We start from the raw sequence: 24199 nt of genomic DNA, 5'->3' as shown, positions 1-24199 counted from the left end.
CTTCGTCCCGACTCCCCTCGCACCCGGGGAGCCGGGAGGGAGGCGCCGTCACCTCGGCTCGGCTCAGGGGGCGGCAAGCCCCATGGGGCCGTAGACCTCGTCGTCGCCGTCGAAGAGGGTCACCGTGGCGACCCCCTTGTCGAGCAGCTCGCGCCAGTTCTCCCCCAGCCAGGACTCGGCGTCCCCCTGGTTGTCGGCGCCGGGCGCCTCGACCCCCAGTGCCGCGGGGTCGACGGGAGCTCCGGACGGGTCCTCGAGGCGCCAGTGCCAGGTCATGGCACGGAGGCTAGTGATCCGGCGGTGACCGTGCTGTGACCCGCCCGCCGGTTACGGCCTTCCCGCGAGGGGCATGGGACCCCATCGAACCGCCCAGCCGGAGGACCGATGACCGCACCCACGCACCAGCCCCCCACCGCGCCACCGACCGCCGCGGGGGCGACCCGCGCCAGCACGACGCCCGACCCGGCCGGCGCCTCGACCGGGGAGCTGATCGGCCGGCTCACCGAGCAGCTCACCCGCCTGGTGCGCGACGAGGCCCGCCTCGCGCAGGCCGAGGTCGCCCAGAAGGCGAAGAAGCTCGGGATCGGCGCCGGCCTGTTCGGCGGGGCGGGACTCACGGCGTTCTTCGGGCTCGCCGTGCTCATCAGCGCCGCCGTGCTCGGGCTCGCCGCGGTGCTGCCGGCCTGGCTGGCCGCCCTCGTCGTCGCCGTCGTCCTGTTCGCCGTCGCCGGGGTGCTCGCGCTGGTGGGGAGGAAGGACGTCGCGCAGGGCTCCCCGCCGCTGCCCACCCAGGCGATCGCGGGCGTGCAGGCCGACGTCGCCACGGTGAGGCAGGGGCTCTCCCGGTGACCGGCCCCGCGGACCCCGACCAGATCAAGGCCGAGATCGAGGCCACCCGCGCACAGCTCGGCCGGACCGTCGACGAGCTCAGCGCGCGGCTGGACGTCCCCGCGCGTGCCCGGGAGAGCGCCGCCCGCGCCAAGGACACCGCCGTCGAGACCTACCGCGAGAGCCCGCCGGCCGTGATCGGCGCGGCGGTCGCACTGGTGGGGCTGGTGGCCGGCGTGGTGATCTTGCGCCGGAAGCGTGCGACCCGGCGGGCGACGAGCACCGCCACCAGAAGGAGGAAGCGTTGAGCAAGGGAGCCAAGCTCGCCTACCGGCCGATCGGCCTCATCGGCGGCATCCTGGCCGGAACCGTGTCCGGCGTCGTCTTCAAGCAGATCTGGAAGAAGGTCGCGAACGAGGACGACGCCCCGACAGCCCTCCAGAGCGAGTACTCGATGAAGGAGGTCGTGCTCGCGGCGGCGATCCAGGGGGCGATCTTCGCCGCGACCAAGGCCGTCGTCGACCGCGCCGGCGCGCGCGGCTTCAGCAAGCTCACCGGGGCCTGGCCGGGCGACTGAGGAAGGACCCTCCCGCCCCCACCGCAGAAGGACCACGTCCTCCTCGTCCCGTGCAGGCTCGGGACGAGCCTCCGGACGCGGCCGGCAGCGGCCCCGCAGGGGGCCCACGTGCCCACCGTCGCAACACACAGGAGCAGCCACGTGACTGGTACCGGGCGCCGCGAGAGCGCCGTCGACCGGATCCGGGAGCGGGTCGAGGAGAAGGCCGCCCGGCGGGCGGCGGCGAAGGCCGCCACCGCGCCGCCGCAGGGTGATCCGAACCGCCCGCCGGCCGGCTCCCCCACCCCCCAGGAGCTCCCCGGCATCCACGCGGAGAAGCCCACGGAGATCCCGTGGGCCGGCTGGAAGCAGATCGTCAAGCGGTCCTGGGCCGAGCACAAGGCCGACAACATGCCGATCATCGCCGGCGGGGTCGCCTTCTTCGCCTTCCTGGCGATCTTCCCGGCGCTGGCCGCGATGATCTCGCTGTACGGCCTGATCGCGTCACCCGAGACGGTGGCCCGTCAGGTCGAGGACCTCTCCGCGCAGTTGCCCGACGACGCCGCGGACCTGATCGGCCAGCAGCTGAACGCGATCGTCGAGAACAGCGGCGGCGCGCTGACGCTCAGCCTCGTCGTGTCGATCCTCGCGGCGCTGTGGAGCGCCTCGGGCGGCATGGGCAACCTCATCACCGCGGTCAACCTGGCCTACGACGAGGTGGAGACCCGGAACTTCGTCAAGCTGCGGGCCACCGCGCTGGCGCTCACCCTCGGGGCGATCGTCTTCGTCCTGCTCACGTTCGGCCTCGTCGCCGTCGTCCCCGTCGTGATCGACGCCCTGCCGCTGGGCATCGTCGGCACGATCCTGGCGCAGGTCCTCCGGTGGACGCTGCTGCTCGCCGTCTTCGCCGGCTCGCTCGCCGTGCTCTACCGCGTCGCCCCGGACCGGGACGCCCCGCGGTTCCGGTGGGTGAGCCTCGGCGCCGTCGTCGTCACCGTCATCTGGGCGCTTGTCAGCCTCGGGTTCAGCCTCTACGTGAACAATTTCGGGTCCTACGACAAGACCTACGGCGCGATCGCCGGCGTGATCGTCCTGATGCTGTGGTTGTACATCACCTGCTACCTGGTCCTCCTGGGTGCGGAGATCAACTCCGAGGTGGAGCACCAGACGGCGCACGACACGACCACCGGCGAACCCGAGCCGATGGGCTCGCGCGACGCGAAGATGGCCGACACGCTTCCCGAGTCGCCCGAGCCGGAGAAGGGCGACAGCGACCCCACCCGCAGATGAAGGGCCCCCTCCTCCTCGGCCCTCGCACGCTCGGGCCGAGCCTCTGGAGGGCGCCTAACGCACGTGCGACTCCACGAAGGGCGGCCGCACCACCCGGACCGCCTGCGGGCGGCCCCGGACGTCGACGGCGAGCTCGTCGCCCTCCTGCACGCCGGCGGCCGTCCCGATCAGCGCGAGCGCGATCCCGGTCCGCAGCGTCGGGGAGAACGTGCCGCTGGTGACCTCCCCGACCGCGGTCCCCGCGGCGTCCAGGACGGCCATGCCCGGCCGTGGGATGCCCCGGCCCTCGGCGCGCAGCCCCCACAGCAGCCGGGCCGGGCCGGCCGCCTTCTCCGCGAGCAGCGCCTCCCGCCCCCAGAAGGCCGGCTTCCGCCAGCCGACGGCCCAGCCGGCGCGGGCCTGGTTCGGGGTGATGTCCCGGGACAGCTCGTGCCCGTGCAGCGGATAACCCATCTCGGTCCGCAGGGTGTCCCGGGCGCCCAGCCCGCACGGACGGATCCCCAGGTCCTGGCCGGCCTCCAGCACCGCGTCCCAGAGCTCCTCGGCGTGCGCCGCGTCGACGAGCAGTTCGTAACCGTGCTCCCCCGTGTAGCCGGTCCGGCAGACGGTCACCTCGGCGCCCGCACCGCCGGTGCCGGTGACAAACGACATGTACGGCAGCTCGCCGGGCAGGCCGAGCAGCTCCAGCACCTGCAGCGACCGCGGGCCCTGCAGGGCCAGCACGGCGACCTCCCTGTGGCGGTCGGTCACGGTGACCCCGGCCGGTGCGGCGTCGGCCAGGCGCCCGAGGACCTCGGCCGCGTTCGCCGCGTTCGGCACGAGGAGGACGTCGTCCGGGCCGTGCAGGTAGACGATCAGGTCGTCGACGACGCCGCCCGCCCGCGGATCGCCGTCGGGCAGGCAGCACAGCGTGTACTGCGCCTGCCCGGGCCCGATCCGCGAGAGGTCGTTGGTGAGGCAGGAGTCGACGAACGCCGCCGCCCCGGGGCCCCGGACGGTGCCCGAGCCCAGGTGCGACACGTCGAACAGTCCCACCGCGCTGCGCACCGCGGCGTGCTCGGCCAGCACCCCCCCGCCCGCGTACTCGATCGGCATCGACCAGCCGCTGAAGTCGGCGAGCTTGGCTCCCGCCGCGACGTGCCGGTCGTGGAGGGGAGAGGTCAGCGGGCTCACGTGCGTCACGCTAGTGCGGCCTCCCGTGGTGACGGGATGGAACGGCCCCCTGCAGGGGCCCGCGCCGAGCGTGCGAGGCGTGGGGGGCAGGGGGTCCTTCTAGGATCGAGCGGTGCCGCCGACGATCACCGCCACCGACCACCCGCTGGACAAGCTGACCGGGGACGCCGTCGTCGTCGCCGTCGGCAAGGGCCCGGACGGGCCGCTGCCGACCCCGGGCGCCGAGGCCGTCGACCGGCTGCTGGGCGGCCGCCTGCTGCCCGCGCTGGCCGATCTCGGCGTGCGGGGCACGGAGGACGAGGTGACCCGGCTGCCCTCGTTCGGTCAGGGCCCCTTCCCGGTCGTCGCCGTGGTCGGCCTGGGGGCGCCCGACGCCGCCGGCGCGTACGGGCACGAGGCGGTGCGCCGGGCCTCCGGTGCCGCCAGCCGCGCGCTGGGCGGACGCCGCACGGTCGTCAGTCTGCTCGCCGCCGTGGGCGGCACGCCCGACGCCGGGCGGCTGCACGCCGTCGGTGAGGGCGCGCTGCTGGGCGCCTACGAGTTCACCGCGTACAAGTCCGAGCTCCCCGCCGGGCGCCTCGTCCCGCCGAGCGAGTTCACCATCGTCGTCCCGGACACGGCCGCCGCCGAGGCCGCCCTGCGCCGCGTGCGGGCGGTCGCCGACGCCGTCGCGCTGGTCCGTGACCTGGTCAACACCCCGCCGAACGACCTCTACCCGGCCGAGCTGGCCGCTCGCGGGGCAGCCGCCGGCGAGAAGGCCGGGCTGGCCGCCGAGATCCTCGACGAGGACGAACTCGCCGCGGGCGGCTACGGCGGCATCCTCGCCGTCGGCCAGGGATCGACCCGCAAGCCCCGCCTGCTCCGGCTGTCCTACTCCGGCGCCGGGGCGCGCAAGAAGGTCGCCCTGGTCGGCAAGGGCATCACCTTCGACAGCGGCGGCCTGTCGATCAAGCCGGCGCTGAAGATGGAGGACATGAAGAGCGACATGGCCGGCGCCGCCGCCGTGATCGCGACCGTGTGCCTCGTGGCGCAGCTCGGGCTGCCCGTCGACGTCGTCGCCACCGTGCCGATGGCCGAGAACCTGCCCAGCGGCAGCGCCTACCGCCCCGCCGACGTGGTGACCTTCCGCAACGGCAAGAAGGCCGAGATCACCAACACCGACGCCGAGGGGCGGGTCATCCTGGCCGACGCCATCGCGCGGGCGGCCGAGGACCGGCCCGACGCCCTCCTGGAGACCTCCACCCTCACCGGCGCCCAGCTGGTCGCCCTGGGCACCCGCACCGCCGGCGTCATGGGCAGCGACGACCTCCGCGACGCCGTCGTCGCCGCCGGGAAGCGCTGTGGTGAGGGCATGTGGGCCATGCCGCTGCCCCCGGAGCTGCGCAAGGGGCTCGACTCCCCCATCGCCGACTTCGTCAACGCCAACGCCGACCGGATGGGCGGCATGCTCGTGGGCGGCCACTTCCTGGCCGAGTTCGTGCCCGACGGGCTGCCGTGGGCGCACATCGACATCGCCGGCCCGAGCTACAACACCGGCTCGCCGTGGGGCTACACGCCCAAGGGCGGCACCGGCGTCCCCGTGCGGACCCTGCTCGCCACCATCGAGGACCTCATCGCCGAAGGGTGACGTACTGGCACGGCCACAGGCAGGGGCCCGCCGCGAGCGTCAGCGAGCGGTGGGGGGCCTGTGGGCCTTCGACCAGTCGCGCATGCGCTGGGGATAGCCGGTCACCTGCGCGTCGTACACGGGGATGCCGAGGTCGCGGGAGAGCCGGCGGGCGACGTCGGGGCCGTCGATGCGGCGGCGGGTCCACTCGCCGTCGGCCGCGACCAGCACGATCGTCGTCTCGGTGACCGCCGTCCGCGGCTCCACGTAGCCCTCCACGCCGCGACGGGTGGCCACGAACTGCTCCAGGTGGGTGAGGTCGGTCCGCTGCGAGGCCCGGTCCAGCGTGACCCGGCGCCCGTTCCCGCGGGCGGCGCGAGGGCGGCCGGAGCCCGCACGGCGCAACCGGTCGAACAGCCCCATGGCCCCTCTCCCCTCGTTCTGTCCCGGGTCTGCGCGCCGCGGTGACCCGCGCGACGCTCGGGATGGCAACGGTGGTTCCGGCCAGGTCGTTCCCGGAGTGGCAGGATGAGGCCAAGCCCCCGCCCGGACGAGCGGGACGCGACGACATCATCGAGGAGTACCCGTGAGCGCACCCACGTCCCCCGCCGACCTGGTCATCCTCGGTGGTGGCTCGGGTGGTTACGCCGCAGCGTTCCGCGCCTCCGAGCTCGGGATGAACGTCGTCCTCATCGAGAAGGACAAGGTGGGGGGCACCTGCCTCCACCGCGGCTGCATCCCGACCAAGGCCCTGCTGCACAGCGGCGAGATCGCCGACCTGGCCCGCGAGGGTGAGCAGTTCGGCGTGAAGACGTCGCTGGCCGGCATCGACATGGACGGCGTCAACGCCTACAAGAACGGCGTCGTCTCCAAGCTCTACAAGGGCCTCCAGGGCCTGGTGAAGGCCCGCAAGATCACCTACGTCGAGGGGGAGGGGCGGCTGACCTCCCCCACCACGGTCGAGGTGAACGGTCAGAGCTACGAGGGCAGGCACATCCTGCTGGCCACCGGCTCCTACCCGCGTTCGCTGCCCGGCCTCGAGATCGACGGCACCAGGGTCATCACCAGCGAGGACGCGCTCGAGCTGGACCGCGTACCGAGCTCGGCGATCGTGCTCGGCGGCGGCGTGATCGGCTGCGAGTTCGCCAGCGCCTGGAAGTCCTTCGGCGTCGACGTGACCATCATCGAGGCCCTGCCGCACCTGGTCCCGCTGGAGGACGAGGCGTCCTCGAAGCTGCTGGAGCGTGCCTTCCGCCGCCGCAAGATCGGCTTCGAGCTGGGCAGCCGCTTCTCCGGCGTGCAGAACACCGAGAACGGCGTCAAGGTGTCGCTCGAGAACGGCAAGGAGTTCGAGGCCGAGCTGCTGCTCGTGGCCGTGGGCCGCGGCCCGGTCAGCCAGGGGCTCGGCTACGAGGAGGCGGGCGTCGCCATGGACCGCGGCTACGTCCTCGTCGACCAGTACTGCCAGACGAACGTGCCGACCATCTCCGCCGTCGGCGACCTGATCCCGACCCTGCAGCTGGCCCACGTCGGGTTCGCCGAGGGCATCCTCGTCGCCGAGCGGGTGGCGGGGCTGAATCCCGCGCCGATCGACTACGCCGGCGTTCCCCGCATCACCTACTCCGACCCCGAGGTGGCCTCGGTCGGCCTCACCGAGGCCCAGGCGAAGGAGCGCTACGGCGAGGTGAAGACCCTCACCTACGACCTCGCCGGCAACGGCCGCAGCCAGATCCTCAAGACCACCGGCGCCGTCAAGCTCGTGCAGGCGCCGGACGGGCCGGTCGTCGGCATCCACATGGTCGGCAGCCGGGTCGGCGAGCTCATCGCCGAGGCCCAGCTCATCTACAACTGGGAGGCCGAGGCGGACGACGTCGCCGGCCTCATCCACCCGCACCCGACGCAGAGCGAGGCGCTCGGTGAGGCCCACCTGGCGCTCGCCGGCAAGCCGCTCCACGTGCACGGCTGACCTGCTTCTCCCCCACCCACCCTGCGCCAAGAAGGAGCACTGCCCCGATGCCGACGTCCGTCACCATGCCCGCCCTGGGCGAGAGCGTCACCGAGGGCACGGTCACCCGCTGGCTCAAGCAGGAGGGTGAGCAGGTCGAGGCCGACGAGCCCCTCCTCGAGGTCTCGACCGACAAGGTCGACACAGAGATCCCGTCGCCCGCGGCGGGCGTGCTGACCAGGATCCTGGTCGCCGAGGACGAGACCGTGGAGGTCGGCGCGGAGCTGGCCGTCATCGGTGGCGACGGCGACGGTGGTGGCGACAGCGCCCCGCCGGCCTCGGCCGAGGACGCCGACACGACCCCGCAGAGCCCCGCCCAGCAGGTGGAGGACGCGGGCCCCGGGCCGGCGGACGAGCAAGCGGCCCCGCAGCAGGAGGAGCCCGCACCCGCCTCGGCGGGTGGCGGCGGCGGCGAGGGCACCCCGGTCACCATGCCGGCGCTGGGCGAGAGCGTCACGGAGGGCACGGTCACCCGGTGGCTGAAGTCCGTCGGCGACGAGGTGGCCGCGGACGAGCCGCTGCTCGAGGTCTCGACCGACAAGGTCGACACCGAGATCCCCTCCCCGGTCAGCGGCACGCTGCTGGAGATCACCGTCAACGAGGACGAGACGGTCGACGTCGGCGCGCAGCTCGCCCTCATCGGCACCGGCGCCGCCGGTGGATCGGCAGCTCCGGCCGCGCCCGCCCCCACGCAGGAGGCCCCGAAGCAGGAGGCCCCGAAGCAGGAGGCGCCCGCGCCCCAGCAGCCGGCGCCGCAGGACGCCCGTCCCGCGTCCGAGCAGCCGGGTGGCGACTACGGCTCCAGCGGAGGGCTGCCGACCCAGTCGCCGACATCGGAGCCGGCTCCCGCCGCCGCCGTGGCACCGCAGGCCCCCGCACGGCCCGCCCCGCAGGAGTCCGCCCCGGAGGCCGCGCCGTCGGGCGACGGCGGCGGCGCCTACGTGACCCCGCTGGTCCGCCGGCTCGCGGCCGAGCGCGGTGTCGACCTCAGCACCGTCTCCGGCACCGGCGTCGGCGGGCGGATCAGGAAGCAGGACGTGCTGGCCGCGGCCGAGAAGGCCGCCGCGCCCGCATCGGCACCCGCTGCCGCGCCGGCTCGCACCCCCTCTCCCGCGTCGACGCCGGACACCTCGGTGCGTGGCCGGACCGAGAAGATGTCCCGCCTCCGCGCGGTCATCGCCCGGCGGATGGTCGAGTCCCTGCAGGTCAGCGCACAGCTGACCACGGTGGTCGAGGCCGACGTCACCCGGATCGCGAAGCTGCGGCAGCAGGCCAAGAAGGACTTCGAGGCACGTGAAGGGGTCAAGCTCTCCTTCCTGCCGTTCTTCGCCAAGGCCGCGGTCGAGGCGCTGAAGGCGCACCCGTCCGTGAACTCCTCGATCGACCAGGAGGCGGGCACCGTCACCTACCACGACACCGAGAACCTCGGTGTCGCCGTCGACACCGAGCGCGGGCTGCTCGTGCCGGTCATCCACGACGCCGGCGACCTCAGCCTCGGCGGGATCGCCCGGAAGATCGCCGACCTCGCCGAGCGGACCCGCACGAACAAGATCACGCCCGACGAGCTGGGCGGCGGCACCTTCACCATCACCAACACCGGCAGCCGGGGCGCGCTGTTCGACACCCCGATCATCAACCAGCCCCAGGTCGCGATCCTGGGCACCGGCTCGGTGGTCAAGCGCCCGGTGGTCGTCAACGACGCCGACCTCGGCGAGGTCATCGCCGTGCGCTCGATGGTGTACCTGGCGCTGACCTACGACCACCGGATCGTCGACGGCGCCGACGCCGCGCGGTTCCTCACCACGGTCCGGGAGCGGCTGGAGGCCGGGCAGTTCCACGGCGAGCTCGGGCTCGCCTGAGCAAGGACCCCTGCCCCGCCACTCGCGCGGTGACGGCGGGCCCCTCCCGGGGGCCCGCCGTCGCCCGCTCCCCCGGGAGAGTCGTTGAAGATCGCCGTGTCCGGGGCCTCCGGGCTCATCGGGTCGGCCCTGGTCCCGGCCCTGCGTGCGGACGGGCACGACGTGATGCAACTGGTGCGGCGCACGCCACGCACCGCGGAGGAGCACCGGTGGGCTCCGCAGCACCGCCGGATCGACCCCGCCCTGCTGGCCGACGTCGACGCGGTGGTCAACCTGGCGGGGAAGCCGATCCGGCCACGCCCGTGGACGCGGGGGTACCGGGAGCAACTGGTCGCCAGCAGGCTCGACGCCACCAGCACCATCGCGGAGGCACTCGCCGCGGCCACCGCGGCCGACCCCGCCCGTCCGCGGGTACTGGTGAACGCCTCCGGCATCGGCTACTACGGCGACACCGGTGACGCGCTGATCCGGGAGGACGCGCCGCCGGGGCAGGACTTCCTCGCCCGGCTGTGCGTGCAGTGGGAGGGCGCGACGGCACCGGCCGCGGAGTCGGGGGTGCGAGTGGTGCTCCTGCGGACGGGTCTGGTGCTGGGCCGGGAAGCCATGCTCGTGAAGGTCCTCGGCCTCGTGTTCCGCCTCGGGCTGGGGGGGCGACTGGGCTCCGGCCGGCAGTACTGGCCGTGGATCAGCCTGCGGGACGAGATCGACGCGATCCGGCACGTGCTCACCACCGACCTCTCCGGCCCGGTGAACGTGACCGCACCGACCCCGGCGACCAACGCCGAGTTCACCCGCGAGCTCGGCCGGGTGCTGCGCCGACCGACGGTGCTGCCGGTGCCGGCGTTCGCGATCTCCGCGGGCCTGGGCGAGTTCGGCCGGGCGAGCGTCCTCGGCGGACAGCGGGCCGTTCCGGCGAAGCTGCTCGAGTCCGGCTTCCGGTTCACGCACACCGAGCTCGGCGAGGCCCTCCGGGTGGCCCTCGCCCGGAACTGACCCGGGCCGCCGGCACTCACGCCAGCCGCTGCGCGGTCTCGATCCGCCACCCCTCGCCGCTGCGCACGAGCACCATGCGCACGCCGGCCGCCGGCCGACCGGGCAGCGTGCGCACCGCGGCCCCGTCGGGGTCGGCAGCGGGGACGACGTCGTAGCTCCGCCAGCGGTCCACCAGGTCCAGCTCGACGCGATCGCCGCGCACCTCGGCCGCGGTCACCGCGAGGACCGTCGGGGCGAACCCCCGGAGCACCGCCCCCGCCCCCGCCAGTGCTCGGGCGTGCTCCTCGTCGGGGCCCCGCAGCGGGCTGCCCGGCGCGTACACCTCTTCCAGTCCCTCCGGGGAGGCGGCCGTGAGAGCGGCCGCCCGGCGGTCGTACAGGTCCGTGACCACCGCCCGCCATTCCTCGACCGAGTCAGGGGTCACCCGCCGGTCGGCCCCGGGAGTGGTCTCCGCGGCGGGCGGCGTCCCGGCACCGCCGCCGGCCGTCCCCGTGCCGCGCTGTGCTCGGGGCACCGCCGTGGCCTCCGCGGCGACCGTCGTCACCGGGCTGTCGTCCGGCGCTCCGCCGCTCCTCCGCTCCGCGCCGAGCCACAGCCAGCCGACGACGAGCAGGGCCGCGACGACCACCGCGACTGACGCGCCTGCGGCCGTCCGTGCCGGCGAGCCCGCCCCCTCGCGCACTGCGGTGGACCAGCGCTCCCACCGACCGGGAGGAGCGGCGACGACGGGGGCCGGCCGCGGCCGACGGCCCGGGACCTGATGGGTCAGCTCGGTCCGGGGACCCCGACCGGTCCGCGCGAGCTCCCTCGTCGCCACGCCGTCGGCCGGCAACCGCACGGGTTCCGGACGGCAGGCGTGCCGCAGGTCGAGGGCGAAGGCCGCCGCGGACCCACGGTCGTGGGGATCGGCGGCGAGCCCGCGGCCGATCACCGCGATCAGCTCCGGTGGCGCGTCCGGCGCCAGCTCGGTCAGGTCGGGGAGCTGGCCGGCCGCCGCCACCGCGAGCGTTTCGGCCGTGGTGGCCGCGTTCCAGGGAGCGACGCCGGTCAGCGCGTGGAAGGCGGCGGCCGCGATCCCGAACACGTCGGAGGCGGGCCCGGGCGCACCGCCGCGGGCCACGGTCGGGTCGACGTAGGGAGGCGTGACCTCCGCGGCCGCCGCCTCCCCCAGCACGCGGGCCACCCCCAGGTCGGTCAGCACCGGCCGGCCCTCCGCCGTGAAGACGATGTTGCCCGGGGAGAGGTCGCCGTGGACGATCCCGCGGTCGTGGGCGTGGGCCAGGGCAGCGGCCACCGGCGCGATCGCCGTCACCACCTCCCCCGGCCGCAGGCGTCCGCGCCGGGCCAGGAGTGCCGCGAGGCTGCCGCCGCCGAGCAGCTCGAGGACGAGAGCCACGCGGGGAGCGCCGCCGCGCCGGGGCTGGTGCACCACCTCGATCAGGCGGACCAGATGAGGATGGTCGAGCTCGCCGAGCAGCGCCGCCTCGCGGGCCTGCCGCTCGGGGTCGCCGGCCACCAGCACCTTCACGGCGACGGCGTCGCCGCCCCTGCGGCTCACCGCCCGCCACACCTCTCCCGATCCGCCGCGACCCAGCAGATCCTGGAGCGTGTAGCCCGGCACGGGCGGCGGCGGGACGGCGTCCGCTTCCGCGGGTGGGACGGCGGCAGGCATGTCGGCGACCGTAGGCGGCGCCGGCCACGTTCCGCTCCGGCTGTCCACAGCCGACGACACGATTCCCAGGTCGGGTGGGTGTGGGTGCCGGGCCTGCGCGCCCGGATACCGTCGGGCGATGTCGCTGCGGCCGAGGTGGTCGTCGGCGGGGCCGGGCTGCCGGGCTGTCGGCGGCCACCCGCCTGGCGTCGGCGGGCCGTCCAGGGCGCGATGGCCAGCGGCGCCCGCACCGCCCGCGCCGTCCTCCGCGCCCTGCGCCCGTCCGCCCGCCCGCCCCGACGACCGGAGAGCCCGCCGATGCCCGCGTCCGCGCCCACGATCCTCGCCACGAGCATGGGATTCGCCTCCCGTGGTCGGGGGCCCTACGACTGGCGGCCGGGGCCGGTGTTCGGCCTCGCCATCGACCTCGCGGGCGCGCCGGCACGCCCGAAGCTCTGTTACCTGGGCACCGCCACCGGCGACGACCCGGTGCGGCTGGCCGGCGTGTACGGGGCCTTCGCCGGCAGCGCGGTCGAGGTCAGCCACCTCAGTCTCTTCCCGATGCCGACGGTCGCCGACGTCCGGGCGCACCTGCTGGCCCAGGACGTCGTCTGGGTCGGTGGCGGCAGCGTGGCCAACCTGCTCGCCGTGTGGCGGGTGCACGGCCTGGACCCGGTGCTCGCCGAATGCTGGCGCGCCGGCGTCGTGCTGGGTGGGGTGTCGGCCGGGTCGCTGTGCTGGCACGTCGGCGGCACCACCGACTCCTACGGTCCCGACCTGCGCCCGGTCACCGACGGGCTGGGGTTCATCCCGACGTCGAACGGGGTGCACCACGACTCCGAGGAACAGCGCCGCCCGCTGTACCACCGCCTGGTCGCCGACGGCACCCTCCCGGGGGGCCACGCCACCGACGACGGCGTCGGACTGGTGTACCGGGGCACGCAGCTGGTCGAGGCGGTGGCCGACCGCGCCGACGCGGCGGCATACCGTGTCGAACGCGGCCCCGGCGGCACCGCGGTCGAGATCCGGGTGGAGCCGCGCCGGCTCGGCTGAGGCCCCGTGTAGAGGCTCGCCGCGAACCTGCGCGCGGTGAGGGGAACGGGGTCACTTCTATAGGCTGGGGGCGTGTCGGAGCTGCAGATCATCCGGGCGGGCACGGTTCCCTACGAGCAGGCGTGGGCGCAGCAGCGCGAGCTGCACGGGCAGCGGGTCGCCCGCGAGGTTCCCGACACCTTGCTGCTGCTCGAGCACCCCTCCGTCTACACGGCCGGGCGCCGCACCGAGCCGCACGAGCGGCCGCTCGACGGCACGCCCGTCGTCGACGTCGACCGAGGCGGCAAGATCACGTGGCACGGCCCCGGTCAGCTGGTCGGCTATCCGATCGTCGCGCTGCCCGACCCCGTCGACGTCGTCGCGTACGTGCGCCGGCTCGAGGAGGCGCTGATCGAGGTCTGCGCCGGTTTCGGGCTGGCGACCGGGCGCGTCGAGGGGCGCAGCGGGGTGTGGGTGGCCGCCGACGCCCCGGGCACCGGGTTCCGGCCCGAGCGGAAGGTCGCCGCGATCGGGGTGCGGGTGGCCCGCGGCGTGACGATGCACGGCTTCGCGCTCAACTGCGACCCCGACCTGGCCGCCTTCGGAGCGATCGTCCCCTGCGGGATCCCCGACGCGGGCGTCACCTCCCTGTCGGCCGAGCTGGGCCGCGACATCTCCACGGCCCAGGCCCTGGAGCCGGTGGAGTCGGCCATGCGCAGGGTCCTGGCCTTCGAGCCCGAGCCCGCCACGCGCTGACGGCGGCGCTGCGCGGCAGCACCGCCCCCTGCGGCCTCCGGCACGTCATCCCCGAGGCAGCGCGCGAGGGCACCGGACGATCCCCGTCCGTGCCCGGTGACCGCGGCTCCCCGCACCGGGGAGCCGCGGTCGCGCCGGAGCGCCTCGGACCGCGCCGGCTCAGCCGAGCACGAAGTTGACCAGCCGGCCGGGGACGGCGACGACGCGGCGAACGGTGGCGCCGGCGAGGTAGCCGGCGATCTTCTCGTCGGCGCGCGCGGCGGCCTCCAGGGCGGCCGCGTCGGCGTCGGCCGGCACGCTGACCTGCGACCGCACCTTGCCGTTCACCTGCACCGCCACCTGCACGGTGTCCTCCACCAGCCACCGCTCGTCGGCCACCGGGAACGGGTGCCAGGCGCAGGATCCGTCATGACCCAGCCGCGACCACAGCTCGTCGGCCATGTGGGGGGCGAGCGGCGCCACCAGCAGGACCAACGGCTCGACGACCGAGCGCGGGACCGGTGACTCCGCCCCGTACGTCTGGGTCAGGTGGTTGGTCAGCTCGGTGATCCGCGCGATGGCGATGTTGAACCGCAGCGTCGAGAACCCGTCGCGGACCCCCGCGACGGTGCGGTGCAGGGCACGCAGGGTGTCCTCGCCGGGCTCGACGTCGTCGACGGCGCGCACCACACCGGTCCGCTCGTCGACGACGACGCGCCAGATCCGCTGCAGCAGCCGCTGCGACCCGACCACGGCCTTGGTCTCCCACGGCCGCGACTGGTCCAGCGGGCCGGTCGACATCTCGTAGACCCGGAACGTGTCGGCTCCGTACGCCCCGATCATCTCGTCGGGGGTGACCATGTTCTTCAGGCTCTTGCCGATCTTGCCGTACTCCCGGTTGACCGGCTTGCCGTCGTGGAAGAACTTCCCGTCCTTCTCCACCACCTCGGCCGCGGGCACGTAGAAGCCGCGCTCGTCGGTGTAGGCGTAGGCAGAGATGTAGCCCTGGTTGACCAGCCGGCGGAACGGCTCCTCGCTGGAGACGTGCCCCAGGTCGTGCAGCACCTTGTGCCAGAAGCGCGCGTACAGCAGGTGCAGGACGGCGTGCTCGACGCCACCCACGTACAGGTCGACGCCGCCGACGTCCCCCTCGCCGCGCGGGCCCAGCCAGTACCTCTCCAGTTCCGGGTCGACCATCTGCGCGTCGTCGCCCGGGTCCAGGTAGCGCAGGTAGTACCAGCACGACCCTGCCCAGTTGGGCATCGTGTTGGTCTCGCGGCGGTACTTCCGCGGGCCGTCGCCCAGGTCCAGCTCGACCGTCGTCCAGTCGGTGGCCCGCGACAGCGGCGGCTCCGGAGCGGAGTCGGCGTCGTCGTCGGCGAAGGTCTTCGGCGAGTAGTCGTCGACCTCGGGCAGCAGCACCGGCAGCATCGACGTCGGGACGGCGACGGGCAGGTCGTCCTCGTCGTAGACGATCGGGAACGGCTCGCCCCAGTAGCGCTGCCGGCTGAACAGCCAGTCCCGCAGCTTGTAGGTGGTCGTCGCCTCGCCGTGCCCGTGGGCCACCAGCCAGTCGGTGATGGTGGCGATGGCGGTGGCCTTGTCCAGGCCGTTCAGCGAGATCTCCTCGTTCGCCGAGTTGATCATCGGGCCGGCGCCGGTGTACGCGCCGCCCTCGAACCCCTCCGGTGGCTGGACGGTGCGCACCACCGGCAGCCCGAACACCTCCGCGAACTCGAAGTCGCGGGCGTCCTCGCCCGGCACGGCCATGATCGCGCCGGTGCCGTAGCCGGTCAGCACGTAGTCGGCGATGAACACCGGCAGCTCGCGGCCGTTGACCGGATTAACAGCGGTGACGCCCAGCCAGACGCCGGTCTTCTCCCGCGCCTCGTTCTGGCGGTCCAGCTCGGAGCGGCGGGACGCCTGCCGCTGGTAGGCCCGCACCGCCTCCCCGGGAGTGGCAGCACCTCCGGTCCACCGCGGGTCGGCGCCGTCCGGCCAGGCGGCCGCGGTCAGCGTCTCGACCAGCGGGTGCTCGGGGGCCAGGACCATGTAGGTGGCGCCGAACAGGGTGTCGGGCCGGGTGGTGAAGACCTCGATGGTCTCGCCGGCTGCGTCGTCCCCCCGCCCCGCCGCCCCGACGGCGAACCGGATCCGCGCTCCCGTCGAGCGGCCGATCCAGTTGCGCTGCATCAGCTTCAGCGACTCGGGCCAGTCCAGACGGTCCAGGTCGGCCAGCAGGCGGTCGGCGTAGGCGGTGATCCGCATCATCCACTGGGTGAGCGGACGCCGGAACACCGGGAAGTTGCCGCGCTCGGACCGCCCGTCGGGCGTGACCTCCTCGTTGGACAGGACCGTGCCCAGGCCCGGGCACCAGTTGACCGGCGCCTCGTGCAGGTAGGCCAGCCGGTGCGCGTCGACGACCTTGCGCCGCTCCACGTCGTCCAGCTCGGCCCAGGGCCGTCCGGACGGATTGGTGCCGGCGGCGGGCTCGCGGGTGCCGGCGTCCAGCTCGGCGACCAGCTCTTCGATGCGGCGGGCCTTCCCGGCCTGCTCGTCGAACCACGAGCCGAAGATCTGCAGGAAGATCCACTGGGTCCACTTGTAGTAGCCCGGGTCGATGGTCGCGAAGCTGCGGCGCTCGTCGTGGTCGACGCCCAGCCGGCGCAGCTGCGCCCTGATGGCGGCGATGTTCTGCTCGGTCGTGATCCGTGGGTGCTGCCCGGTCTGGACGGCGTACTGCTCGGCGGGCAGGCCGAACGCGTCGTAGCCCATCGGGTGCAGCACGTTGTCGCCGTCCATCCGGCGGAACCGGCTGGTGACGTCGGTGCCCAGGTAGCCCAGCGGGTGCCCGACGTGCAGACCGGCGCCCGAGGGATAGGGGAACATGTCCATCGCGAAGAACTTGGGCCGGTCGGCCACCCGCTCGAAGCCCGCGCTCAGCCGGCCGACCGGGTTGGGCGTGTGGAACGTCCCCTCGGCCGCCCAGCGGTCCTGCCAGGCCAGCTCGATCTGCTGGGCCAGCGCCGGCGTGTAGCGGTACGGGGGCACGTCACCCGGCACCTGCTCGGCGTTGGGCTGGTCGGCGGTCTGGCTCATCGCTGGTGCTCCTGGGTCCTCGAGGCTCTCGTACCGGCGGCGGGCAGAAAAAAACCCCTCACGCATGGAGGGGTAGCCGTGCTGTCCGATCGGTCAGATCAGCACGGCCGGGGAAGCGACAGCCGGCCGGTCACGTCCGGAGCCTACCGCGAGGCGCCCCGCGGACGCCGCCGCGTTCCGGTGCGCGGGCCTCACCCTCAGGAGGGAGCCACCGCGGTACCGGCTCCGATCGCGCTGGATTCCCGCCGATCAGCGTCATGTGCACGACGAACACCCGCCGGTGAGGCGTGGCCTGCCGTGGTCGCGGCTGTACCTCGTCGTGACCCTCCTCGCCCTCGGCGTCTTCGCGACGGGGGTCCTCGCCCGGCCAGACGGCGACGCGTGGGGCGTCTTCTACGACCTCGTGCTGTACAACCTCGTCTACCTCGGGGGCCTGGGCGTGTGCGTGCAGGCCGCCCGTCGAGGGCGCGCGGAACGCGTGGCCTGGGCCGGGATGGCGACCGCCCTCGTCCTGGGCATCGCAGCGAACGTCGTCTACACGACGGTCATCGCCCGCATGCCCGACGAGCCCTTCCCGTCGATCGCCGACGCCTTCTACCTCGCCTACTACGGCGGGGTCTACGTCATGCTGGTCGGGCTCGTCCGGTCCCGCGTCCCCAGGTTCCACCCGAGCATGTGGCTCGACGGCCTCATCGGTGCCCTGGGAGCGGCCGCGGTGGCCGCCGCGGTGCTCCTCGGTCCCGCCCTGGAGCTGACCGAGGGCACGATGGCCGCCGTCGTGACCAGCCTGGCCTACCCCCTGGCCGACGTCGTCCTGCTGGCGCTGCTGGTGGCCGGCACCGCCATCTTCGGCATCCGCCGTGACCGCGCCCTCCAGCTCGTGGGCGCCGGGATCCTGATCACGCTGGTCGGCGACGTCGTCTACCTGAACCTGGCCACGCAGGGCGTCTACGTCGAGGGCGGTCCCCTCGACCTCACCTGGCTGGTCGGTGTCTCCCTCACCGCGGTCGCCGCGCACGTGAGCCGGCCCGCCGACCACCGCCCGGAGCCGGGCAGCGACGCCAGCTCCCGGGTCGGCTGGCGGGTCCTCGCCGTTCCGCTGGCGTGCAACGTGGCGGCCCTCCTGGTGCTGGCCGTCGGCTGGGGTGACCAGGTCTCCCCCATCGCCGGGTGGTCGGCCGTCGGCACCGTGCTCGCCGCGCTCGCCCGCACGGCGATCACCTTCCGCGAGGTCCGGGCGTTCAACGAGGTCAGGCAGCAGGCCCTCACCGACGAGCTCACCGGCATGCCCAACCGGCGGGCGCTGCTGGAGCACGCCGGCCGCGTGCTCAGCGGCACGACCGCGCGCCGGCCGGCCGCGCTGCTGCTGCTCGACCTGGACGGCTTCAAGGAGGTCAACGACAGCCTGGGGCACCACGCCGGTGACGACCTGCTCCGCCAGGTGGGTCCCCGGCTGCGGGGGGCGCTGCGCTCGGGCGACCTGCTCGCCCGGCTCGGCGGGGACGAGTTCGCCGTCCTCCTGGAGGAGGCCGGCCTGGACGAGGCGCAGGACCGGGCGGAACGGCTCCGCCAGCTGCTGCTGCAGCCCTTCACGGTCGAGGGCATCCGGCTGCACGTGGGCGTGAGCATCGGCGTCGCCACCGCACCCGTGCCGGCCGCCACGGTGCAGGAGCTGCTCCGCTGCGCCGACATCGCCATGTACGCCGCCAAGGCCGGTCGCGAGGGCGTCCACGTGTACGTGCCCGATCCGCACGGAGGCACCGGTGACCGGCTGCGCACCATGGAGGAGCTCCGGACGGCGCTGACCCGCGACGACGAGCTCCTGGTGCACCTGCAGCCGCAGGTCGACCTCACCGACGGGCGGGTCGTCGGCGTCGAGGCGCTGGTGCGCTGGAACCACCCGACCCGCGGACTGCTCTCCCCCGCGCAGCTGCTGCCGGCGGCCGAGCAGGCGGGCCTCCTGCGCCCGCTGACCGACACGGTCCTCGAGCTCTCGCTGCGGGCGGTCGCCGGCTGGTGGGAATCGGCCCGGGTCCCCGTCTCGGTCAACCTGTCGGCGGCCAACGTCTCCGACCTCGACCTGCCCAGCAAGGTGGCGCTGGCGCTCGTGCGCTACGGGCTGCCCGCCCAGGCCCTCACCCTGGAGCTGGTGGAGGACACCCTCATGGGCGACCCCGAGCGGGGCCGGACGGTGCTCGGCCAGCTGCGCCGCCTGGGCGTGCGCACGTCGATCGACGACTACGGAACCGGGTACAGCTCGCTGGCCTACCTGCGGTCCCTGCCGGCCGACGAGCTCAAGCTCGACCGCAGCCTGACCCAGGACGTCGGTCGGGACCCGCGGGCCGCGGCGATCGTGCGGCACACCGTGGCACTCGCCCACGACCTGGGCCTCAGCCTCGTCGCGGAGGGCGTGGAGGACGCCCCGACAGCGGCCGTCCTGGCGGAGCTGGGCTGCGACGTCGCCCAGGGCTACGCCATCGCCCGTCCCATGCCGGTCGACGACTTCCTCACCTGGCTGGCCACACCGCGGCCCTTCCTGCTGGAGCAGGCCCGGCCCTGAGCGCACCCGGCCGGGAGCGGCGGAGGCGGTTCCTCAGGCGAGCTGGGGCGCCACCTCGCTCGCGACCAGGTCCAGGTGGTCGAGGTCGGAGAGGTCCAGGACCTGCAGGTAGACCCGCTGGGCGCCCGCCTCGGCGTACCGCCCCAGGATGTCGACCGCCTCGGCCGGCGTGCCGGCGACGCCGTGCTCCCGCAGCTCGCCCACCTCGCGTCCGATCGCGGCGGCCCGGCGGGCGATCTCCTCCTCGTCCTTGCCCACGCACAGCACCAGCGCCGAGCTGTGGACCATGGCGCCGGGATCGCGGCCGGCCTCCTCGCAGGCCCGGCGGACGCCGGCGAACAGGCGGGCGTTGTCCGCCACGGACGAGAAGGGCACGTTGAACTCGCCGGCGTAGCGCGCGGCCAGCAGTGGCGTGCGCTTCGAACCCTTGCCGCCGACGATCAGCGGGATGCCGCCGTCCTGCACCGGCTTGGGCAGCGCCGGCGAGCCGGCGATCCGGTAGTGCGCGCCCTCGAAGTCGAAGGTCTCCCCGACCGGTGTGCTCCACAGCCCGGTGATGACCGCCAGCTGCTCCTCGTAGCGGTCGAACCGCTCCCCCAGCGGCGGGAACGGGATGCCGTAGGCAGCGTGCTCGGCCTCGTACCAGCCCGATCCGATCCCGAGCTCCACCCGGCCACCGCTCATCTGGTCGACCTGCGCCACCGAGATGGCCAGCGGACCGGGCAGCCGGAACGTGGCCGCGGTCATCAGCGTGCCCAGGCGGATCCGGGTCGTCTCGCGGGCCAGCGCGCCCAGCGTCACCCAGGCGTCGGTGGGGCCGGGCAGCCCGTCCCCGCCCATGGTCAAGTAGTGGTCGGACCGGAAGAAGGCGTCGAAGCCGGTCTCCTCGGTGCGCCGGGCGACCGCGAGCAGGTCGTCGTAGGTGGCGCCCATCTGGGGTTCGGTGAAGATCCGCAGCTGCACGTCCCGACGCTAGCCAGTTCTCCTCGGAAGCCGCCGTCCGGCTCCGACTCGGGGTGTGCTGGTCCTCCGGACCGGGCAGGATGATCGCGAGACGATCAACTCGGAGGTGCAGCTCGTGTTCCGCAAGCAGACGCGTGGTCAGGTCATCGGCGCCGAGCTCCAGGAAGGTCTCGCCCACATCGGGGTGGCGGCCACCGAAGCCGGCCGCCTCGCGGCCGAGCAGCTGGCGCCGCGGGTGGCCGCGGCCCGGGAGGCGGCCGGGCCGGCGCTCGACGCCGCCCAGAAGGCCGCCGCGCTGAAGGTGGTGCCGAAGGTGGCCGCCGCGGCGGCAGTGGCCGCGCCGGCGGTCGCGACCGCCCGGGAAGCCGTGGCGCCGCGGGTCGAGGCGGCGAGGGAGCGGGTGGAGGCGGCCCGGGAGGTGCTCACCCCGCGCATCGAGGCGGCCCGGGACGCGGCCGCCCCGCGGGTGGCCTCCGCGCTGACCGCGGCCCAGGCGGCCGCCGCCACGGCCGCGGCCGATCTGGCGCCGCACGTCGAGGCGGCCCAGAAGGCGGCGCAGAAGGCGCTCCAGGACGACGTCGTCCCGCGGCTCGAGGCGGCGCAGACCGCCGCCCTGGCGTACGCCGTCCCCCGCGCCGTCGCCGCTCGCGACGCCGTGACGCCGGCGCTGGAGAGCGCCAAGGAGGCCCTCGCCGCCGGCGTCGAGAGCGCGCGCAGCGAGCTGGAGGCCCGCCGGGCCGAGGTCGCCGCCGCCGCGGCCGCGTCGACCCGCAAGGCACGCAGGAGGGCCAAGAAGGCGCGCAAGGTCGCCGCCAGGAAGCACCGCGAGCTCGAGAAGAAGGTCGCCGCCACCGCCACCCAGGTCACGCGCAGGACCGGAGCCGCGCCGGAGCCCCGCCGCTGGCCGTGGGTGTTCGTCTTCCTCGCCGTGGGTACGGCCGTGTTCGTCCTCCTGCGCCGCAAGAAGGACGACGTCTGGACCCCCGCGCCCGCCGGCGACGGTCCGGTGCCCAGCTACCGAGAGGACCCCGTGCCCACACCCGACAGCACCTCCGGCAAGACCCTGTCCACCGCCGACACCACGGGCGACTCCGCACCGGCCGAGTCCGACATGGGCGTGCGCGATGCCCAGCTCGTCGACGGCGACGGCCCCGACACGGCCACCGTCAACGGCAGTGACGCGCCCCAGCCCTTCACGTCCGGGGCCGGCGGCGCGGACGCGGGCCCGACCGCGGGTCCGGACGACCGCCAGGTCTGAGCACCTCGTCACATCCGACGCCCCTGTCGCCTCGCGCGACGGGGGCGTCGTGCGTCCGGAGTACCGTGGAGATCATGAGTGAGCCGGCCGTTCCGATGACCTCTACGGGATCGACGATCGAGCCGGCCGGCCGCAAGCTCCTCCGCCTGGAGGTGCGCAACAGCCAGGTGCCGATCGAGCGCAAGCCGGAGTGGATCAAGACCCGGCTGAGGACCGGCCCCGAGTACACCGAGCTGAAGTCGCTGGTCCGCCGCGAGGGCCTGCACACCGTCTGCGAAGAGGCCGGCTGCCCCAACATCTACGAGTGCTGGGAGGACCGCGAGGCCACCTTCCTCATCGGCGGCGACCAGTGCACCCGGCGCTGCGACTTCTGCCAGATCGACACCGGCAAGCCGGCCGCGTTCGACGCGGACGAGCCCCGCCGGGTGGCCGAGAGCGTCGCCACGATGGGCCTGAAGTACGCCACGGTCACCGGTGTGGCCCGCGACGACCTGCCCGACGGCGGCGCCTGGCTCTACGCCGAGACGGTCCGCCAGATCCACGCCCAGCTGCCCGGCTGCGGGGTCGAGCTGCTGATCCCGGACTTCAACGCCGACCCCGCCCAGCTGGCCGAGGTCTTCTCCTCCCGGCCGGAGGTGCTGGCGCACAACGTGGAGACGGTGCCCCGGATCTTCAAGCGCATCCGGCCCGGCTTCCGCTTCGACCGCTCGCTGTCGGTGATCACCGCCGCGCGGGAGGCCGGCCTGGTGACGAAGTCCAACCTGATCCTCGGCATGGGCGAGGAGCCGCACGAGGTCGTCGAGACCATGCAGGCCCTGCACGACGCCGGCTGCGACCTGCTCACCATCACCCAGTACCTGCGTCCCTCGCCGCGCCACCACCCCGTCGTCCGGTGGGTCAAGCCCGACGAGTTCGTCGACTTCCAGGCCGAGGCCGAGCGGATCGGCTTCCCCGGGGTGCTCGCCGGGCCGCTGGTGCGCAGCTCCTACCGCGCCGGGCGGCTGTACCAGCAGGCGATCGAGGCTCGCGGGCTCGCTCGCCAGGCCTGACTTCGGGCAGGTCGGCCGGCGCGGCGTGGCGCGCCCCTATCCTGGGGACATGGCACGCAGCAAGCCCACAGACGCGACCGCTCCGAGCGGCAAGGCCGGCCGCGGCCCGAAGGACGGTGGGCGCGGCCGCACGTCGGGCGCTGCGGCCTCCGGCGGGTCGGCTCCGGGCGCCCAGCCGGTCAAGCTGAACCGGAAGGGTCAGCCGAAGAAGCAGCGGCTGAAGAAGCTCGGCGGCCAGGCCCGCATGATCAAGCAGGCCTACTCGCTGACGCGGCGGAACGACCCCAAGCTGCCCTGGATCATGCTGATCTGGTTCGTGGCGGTGGCCGCGGTGGTCGAGCTGATCGGCATCCTGCTCGACTCCCCGTTCATCTTCCTGCCGCTGGCCCTGGTCAGCGGTGGCCTCGCCGCGCTGATCGTGTTCGGCCGGCGCGCGCAGGGCTCGGCCTACCGCCAGGTGGAGGGGCAGCCCGGTGCGGCCGCGTGGGTGCTGGAGGGTATGCGCGGTGACTGGCGGGTCACGTCCGGCGTGGCCGGCACGCAGCAGATGGACGCCGTCCACCGCGTGCTGGGCCGGCCCGGCGTGATCCTGGTGGCCGAGGGCGTACCGGCGAGGGTGCGTGGACTGCTGGCCCAGGAGAAGAAGAAGGTCGCGCGGGTCGTCGGCGACACCCCGATCTACGACATCGTCGTGGGCGACGAGGAGGGCCAGATCCCGCTCCGCAAGCTGAGCACGCACGTGATGAAGCTGCCCCGCAACCTCAGCGGGGCCGAGGTCAACGCCCTGGCCCGCCGGATGAGCGCGCTCGGCGGGCCGAAGATGCCGGTCCCCGGAGGGCCGATGCCGGGCGGGCGCCAGATGTCCATCAGCCAGCGCCAGGTCCGCCGCCGCAGCTGAGCCGTGACTCGCGACCGGGCCCCGTCCGATCCGGACGGGGCCCGGTCGCGTCCGGGCTCACTCCCGGACGACGGCGGTCTGGGTGAGGCGGTCGTGCAGCCCGCGGCCGTCGCCGTCGACCAGCAGCGCCGGCACCAGCAGGCACAGTAGCGCGGTGCGGACGACGGCCCGCCACGGCGCCAGCCGCTGACCCGGCCGCGGATGGGCGATGCGGAGCTTCAGCAGGCGCATGCCCGGCGTCTGCCCGAAGACGACCAGCGTGACGACGGTGATCGCGGCGAAGGCGGCCAGCGCCCAGTTGCCGGGCAGCTCCGGCGCGGTGAACAGGCCCGCGACGAGGGCCGCTCCCAGTGCGTCGACGCAGAAGGCCAGCACCCGGGTGCCGAAGTCCGCCAGGGATCCGGGCCCCTCGCCGGGCAGCCCCAGGGAGGCGCCGCGGACGCGGCCCTGAGAGGGTGGCTGCACATCACCGACCATGCACGGCAGCCTAGTGAGAGGGCCCCGCGCCCCCCGCCACTCGCACGCCCGCGACGGGGGCTGCACGGGGCCGCGGCGTTACGACGACACGCCGGGAGCGTTGTTACCGGTCCGAAACACTCGGGACACCGGGGGGCAACTCCCCGCTCGTAACTTGCTGTCCGGTA

At 74.3% G+C, this 24199-nt stretch carries 21 protein-coding genes; 14 read left to right on the top strand and 7 right to left on the bottom strand.

All coding sequences use genetic code 11. The features are described 5' to 3' along the window. Positions 1 to 63 precede the first annotated feature (63 nt). Positions 64 to 276 (bottom strand): hypothetical protein, encoded by a 213-nt coding sequence (locus tag ACFSHS_RS11280; RefSeq protein WP_376875484.1) that lies wholly within the window; start codon positions 274 to 276, stop codon positions 64 to 66. Between the two features lie 108 nt (positions 277 to 384). On the opposite strand from ACFSHS_RS11280, the gene ACFSHS_RS11275 reads away from it, so the two are divergent. The 4 genes from ACFSHS_RS11275 (at position 385) to ACFSHS_RS11260 (ending at position 2674) form a co-directional block, all read left to right on the top strand. Continuing rightward, entirely contained in the window at positions 385 to 849 is a 465-nt protein-coding gene (locus ACFSHS_RS11275) for a phage holin family protein (protein ID WP_376875481.1), read from the top strand. After that, the gene (locus ACFSHS_RS11270; protein WP_376875478.1) at positions 846 to 1136 is read left to right on the top strand and encodes a DUF3618 domain-containing protein; all 291 of its coding nucleotides are present in this window, start codon (positions 846 to 848) and stop codon (positions 1134 to 1136) included. Before ACFSHS_RS11275 ends, ACFSHS_RS11270 begins: the two co-directional genes overlap by 4 nt. Then, positions 1133 to 1405 carry a DUF4235 domain-containing protein gene (locus ACFSHS_RS11265; RefSeq protein ID WP_376875475.1) on the top strand — a complete coding sequence of 91 codons (273 nt, stop codon included), beginning with the start codon at positions 1133 to 1135 and terminating at the stop codon, positions 1403 to 1405. Before ACFSHS_RS11270 ends, ACFSHS_RS11265 begins: the two co-directional genes overlap by 4 nt. 141 nt (positions 1406 to 1546) lie before the next feature. Next, complete coding sequence (locus ACFSHS_RS11260) at positions 1547 to 2674, top strand: YihY/virulence factor BrkB family protein (RefSeq protein WP_376875472.1); 1128 nt, start codon at positions 1547 to 1549, stop codon at positions 2672 to 2674. Positions 2675 to 2728: 54 nt separating this feature from the next. Here ACFSHS_RS11260 and gcvT read toward each other — a convergent pair whose 3' ends face one another. Then, positions 2729 to 3847, bottom strand: a complete 1119-nt coding sequence (gene gcvT / locus ACFSHS_RS11255) for a glycine cleavage system aminomethyltransferase GcvT (RefSeq protein ID WP_376875469.1) — start codon at positions 3845 to 3847, stop codon at positions 2729 to 2731. A gap of 112 nt (positions 3848 to 3959) precedes the next feature. On the opposite strand from gcvT, the gene ACFSHS_RS11250 reads away from it, so the two are divergent. After that, the gene (locus ACFSHS_RS11250) at positions 3960 to 5474 is read left to right on the top strand and encodes a leucyl aminopeptidase (RefSeq protein ID WP_376875466.1); all 1515 of its coding nucleotides are present in this window, start codon (positions 3960 to 3962) and stop codon (positions 5472 to 5474) included. A 39-nt stretch (positions 5475 to 5513) separates the two neighbouring features. Here ACFSHS_RS11250 and ACFSHS_RS11245 read toward each other — a convergent pair whose 3' ends face one another. Then, positions 5514 to 5876, bottom strand: a complete 363-nt coding sequence (locus ACFSHS_RS11245; protein ID WP_376875463.1) for an oxidoreductase — start codon at positions 5874 to 5876, stop codon at positions 5514 to 5516. A 163-nt stretch (positions 5877 to 6039) separates the two neighbouring features. On the opposite strand from ACFSHS_RS11245, the gene lpdA reads away from it, so the two are divergent. The 3 genes from lpdA (at position 6040) to ACFSHS_RS11230 (ending at position 10310) form a co-directional block, all read left to right on the top strand. Continuing rightward, complete coding sequence (lpdA, locus tag ACFSHS_RS11240; protein ID WP_376875460.1) at positions 6040 to 7419, top strand: dihydrolipoyl dehydrogenase; 1380 nt, start codon at positions 6040 to 6042, stop codon at positions 7417 to 7419. A 47-nt stretch (positions 7420 to 7466) separates the two neighbouring features. Next, the gene (gene sucB / locus ACFSHS_RS11235; protein WP_376875457.1) at positions 7467 to 9317 is read left to right on the top strand and encodes a 2-oxoglutarate dehydrogenase, E2 component, dihydrolipoamide succinyltransferase; all 1851 of its coding nucleotides are present in this window, start codon (positions 7467 to 7469) and stop codon (positions 9315 to 9317) included. Between the two features lie 84 nt (positions 9318 to 9401). Beyond that, positions 9402 to 10310, top strand: coding sequence for a TIGR01777 family oxidoreductase (locus ACFSHS_RS11230; protein ID WP_376875454.1), 909 nt, complete (start codon positions 9402 to 9404; stop codon positions 10308 to 10310). Positions 10311 to 10326: 16 nt separating this feature from the next. Here ACFSHS_RS11230 and ACFSHS_RS11225 read toward each other — a convergent pair whose 3' ends face one another. Next, on the bottom strand, positions 10327 to 11982 hold the full coding sequence (locus ACFSHS_RS11225; RefSeq protein WP_376875451.1) for a protein kinase domain-containing protein: 1656 nt from the start codon (positions 11980 to 11982) through the stop codon (positions 10327 to 10329). A gap of 297 nt (positions 11983 to 12279) precedes the next feature. Between ACFSHS_RS11225 and ACFSHS_RS11220 the strand changes: the two genes are divergently transcribed. Both ACFSHS_RS11220 and lipB read left to right on the top strand, forming a co-directional pair. After that, positions 12280 to 13014, top strand: coding sequence for a Type 1 glutamine amidotransferase-like domain-containing protein (locus tag ACFSHS_RS11220; RefSeq protein WP_376875448.1), 735 nt, complete (start codon positions 12280 to 12282; stop codon positions 13012 to 13014). A 72-nt stretch (positions 13015 to 13086) separates the two neighbouring features. After that, positions 13087 to 13749 (top strand): lipoyl(octanoyl) transferase LipB, encoded by a 663-nt coding sequence (gene lipB, locus ACFSHS_RS11215; protein WP_376875445.1) that lies wholly within the window; start codon positions 13087 to 13089, stop codon positions 13747 to 13749. Between the two features lie 159 nt (positions 13750 to 13908). On the opposite strand, the gene leuS is transcribed toward lipB, so the two are convergent. Continuing rightward, positions 13909 to 16827 carry a leucine--tRNA ligase gene (gene leuS / locus ACFSHS_RS11210; protein WP_376875442.1) on the bottom strand — a complete coding sequence of 973 codons (2919 nt, stop codon included), beginning with the start codon at positions 16825 to 16827 and terminating at the stop codon, positions 13909 to 13911. Between the two features lie 280 nt (positions 16828 to 17107). Here leuS and ACFSHS_RS11205 point away from each other — a divergent pair, with 280 nt between their 5' ends. Next, positions 17108 to 19387, top strand: coding sequence for a putative bifunctional diguanylate cyclase/phosphodiesterase (locus tag ACFSHS_RS11205; RefSeq protein WP_376875439.1), 2280 nt, complete (start codon positions 17108 to 17110; stop codon positions 19385 to 19387). A 33-nt stretch (positions 19388 to 19420) separates the two neighbouring features. Here ACFSHS_RS11205 and ACFSHS_RS11200 read toward each other — a convergent pair whose 3' ends face one another. Further along, complete coding sequence (locus tag ACFSHS_RS11200; protein ID WP_376875436.1) at positions 19421 to 20350, bottom strand: LLM class F420-dependent oxidoreductase; 930 nt, start codon at positions 20348 to 20350, stop codon at positions 19421 to 19423. Between the two features lie 115 nt (positions 20351 to 20465). Here ACFSHS_RS11200 and ACFSHS_RS11195 point away from each other — a divergent pair, with 115 nt between their 5' ends. The 3 genes from ACFSHS_RS11195 to ACFSHS_RS11185 all read left to right on the top strand — a co-directional run bounded on the left by ACFSHS_RS11195 (position 20466) and on the right by ACFSHS_RS11185 (position 23555). Continuing rightward, positions 20466 to 21608 carry a hypothetical protein gene (locus tag ACFSHS_RS11195; RefSeq protein WP_376875433.1) on the top strand — a complete coding sequence of 381 codons (1143 nt, stop codon included), beginning with the start codon at positions 20466 to 20468 and terminating at the stop codon, positions 21606 to 21608. A gap of 74 nt (positions 21609 to 21682) precedes the next feature. Next, the gene (gene lipA, locus ACFSHS_RS11190; protein ID WP_376875430.1) at positions 21683 to 22657 is read left to right on the top strand and encodes a lipoyl synthase; all 975 of its coding nucleotides are present in this window, start codon (positions 21683 to 21685) and stop codon (positions 22655 to 22657) included. A 49-nt stretch (positions 22658 to 22706) separates the two neighbouring features. Then, positions 22707 to 23555 (top strand): DUF4191 domain-containing protein, encoded by an 849-nt coding sequence (locus ACFSHS_RS11185; protein ID WP_376875427.1) that lies wholly within the window; start codon positions 22707 to 22709, stop codon positions 23553 to 23555. Positions 23556 to 23612: 57 nt separating this feature from the next. Here ACFSHS_RS11185 and ACFSHS_RS11180 read toward each other — a convergent pair whose 3' ends face one another. Next, positions 23613 to 24032: an RDD family protein gene (locus ACFSHS_RS11180; RefSeq protein WP_376875424.1), complete on the bottom strand. Its 420-nt coding sequence runs from the start codon at positions 24030 to 24032 to the stop codon at positions 23613 to 23615. Between the last annotated feature and the right edge of the window lie 167 nt (positions 24033 to 24199).

The organism is Blastococcus deserti (assembly GCF_042682525.1).
Lineage (GTDB): Bacteria > Actinomycetota > Actinomycetes > Mycobacteriales > Geodermatophilaceae > Blastococcus_B > Blastococcus_B deserti.
This window is presented reverse-complemented; position numbering and strand designations above follow the sequence as displayed.

Coding starts and splice junctions, on each gene's coding strand:
- ACFSHS_RS11185 (WP_376875427.1), top strand. CDS start 22,707: ATGGCACGCAGCAAGCCCACAGACGCGACCGCTCCGAGCGGCAAGGCC.
- leuS (WP_376875442.1), bottom strand. CDS start 16,827: ATGAGCCAGACCGCCGACCAGCCCAACGCCGAGCAGGTGCCGGGTGAC.
- ACFSHS_RS11280 (WP_376875484.1), bottom strand. CDS start 276: ATGACCTGGCACTGGCGCCTCGAGGACCCGTCCGGAGCTCCCGTCGAC.
- ACFSHS_RS11180 (WP_376875424.1), bottom strand. CDS start 24,032: ATGGTCGGTGATGTGCAGCCACCCTCTCAGGGCCGCGTCCGCGGCGCC.
- ACFSHS_RS11245 (WP_376875463.1), bottom strand. CDS start 5,876: ATGGGGCTGTTCGACCGGTTGCGCCGTGCGGGCTCCGGCCGCCCTCGC.
- ACFSHS_RS11220 (WP_376875448.1), top strand. CDS start 12,280: ATGCCCGCGTCCGCGCCCACGATCCTCGCCACGAGCATGGGATTCGCC.
- lipA (WP_376875430.1), top strand. CDS start 21,683: ATGAGTGAGCCGGCCGTTCCGATGACCTCTACGGGATCGACGATCGAG.
- sucB (WP_376875457.1), top strand. CDS start 7,467: ATGCCGACGTCCGTCACCATGCCCGCCCTGGGCGAGAGCGTCACCGAG.
- ACFSHS_RS11225 (WP_376875451.1), bottom strand. CDS start 11,982: ATGCCTGCCGCCGTCCCACCCGCGGAAGCGGACGCCGTCCCGCCGCCG.
- ACFSHS_RS11275 (WP_376875481.1), top strand. CDS start 385: ATGACCGCACCCACGCACCAGCCCCCCACCGCGCCACCGACCGCCGCG.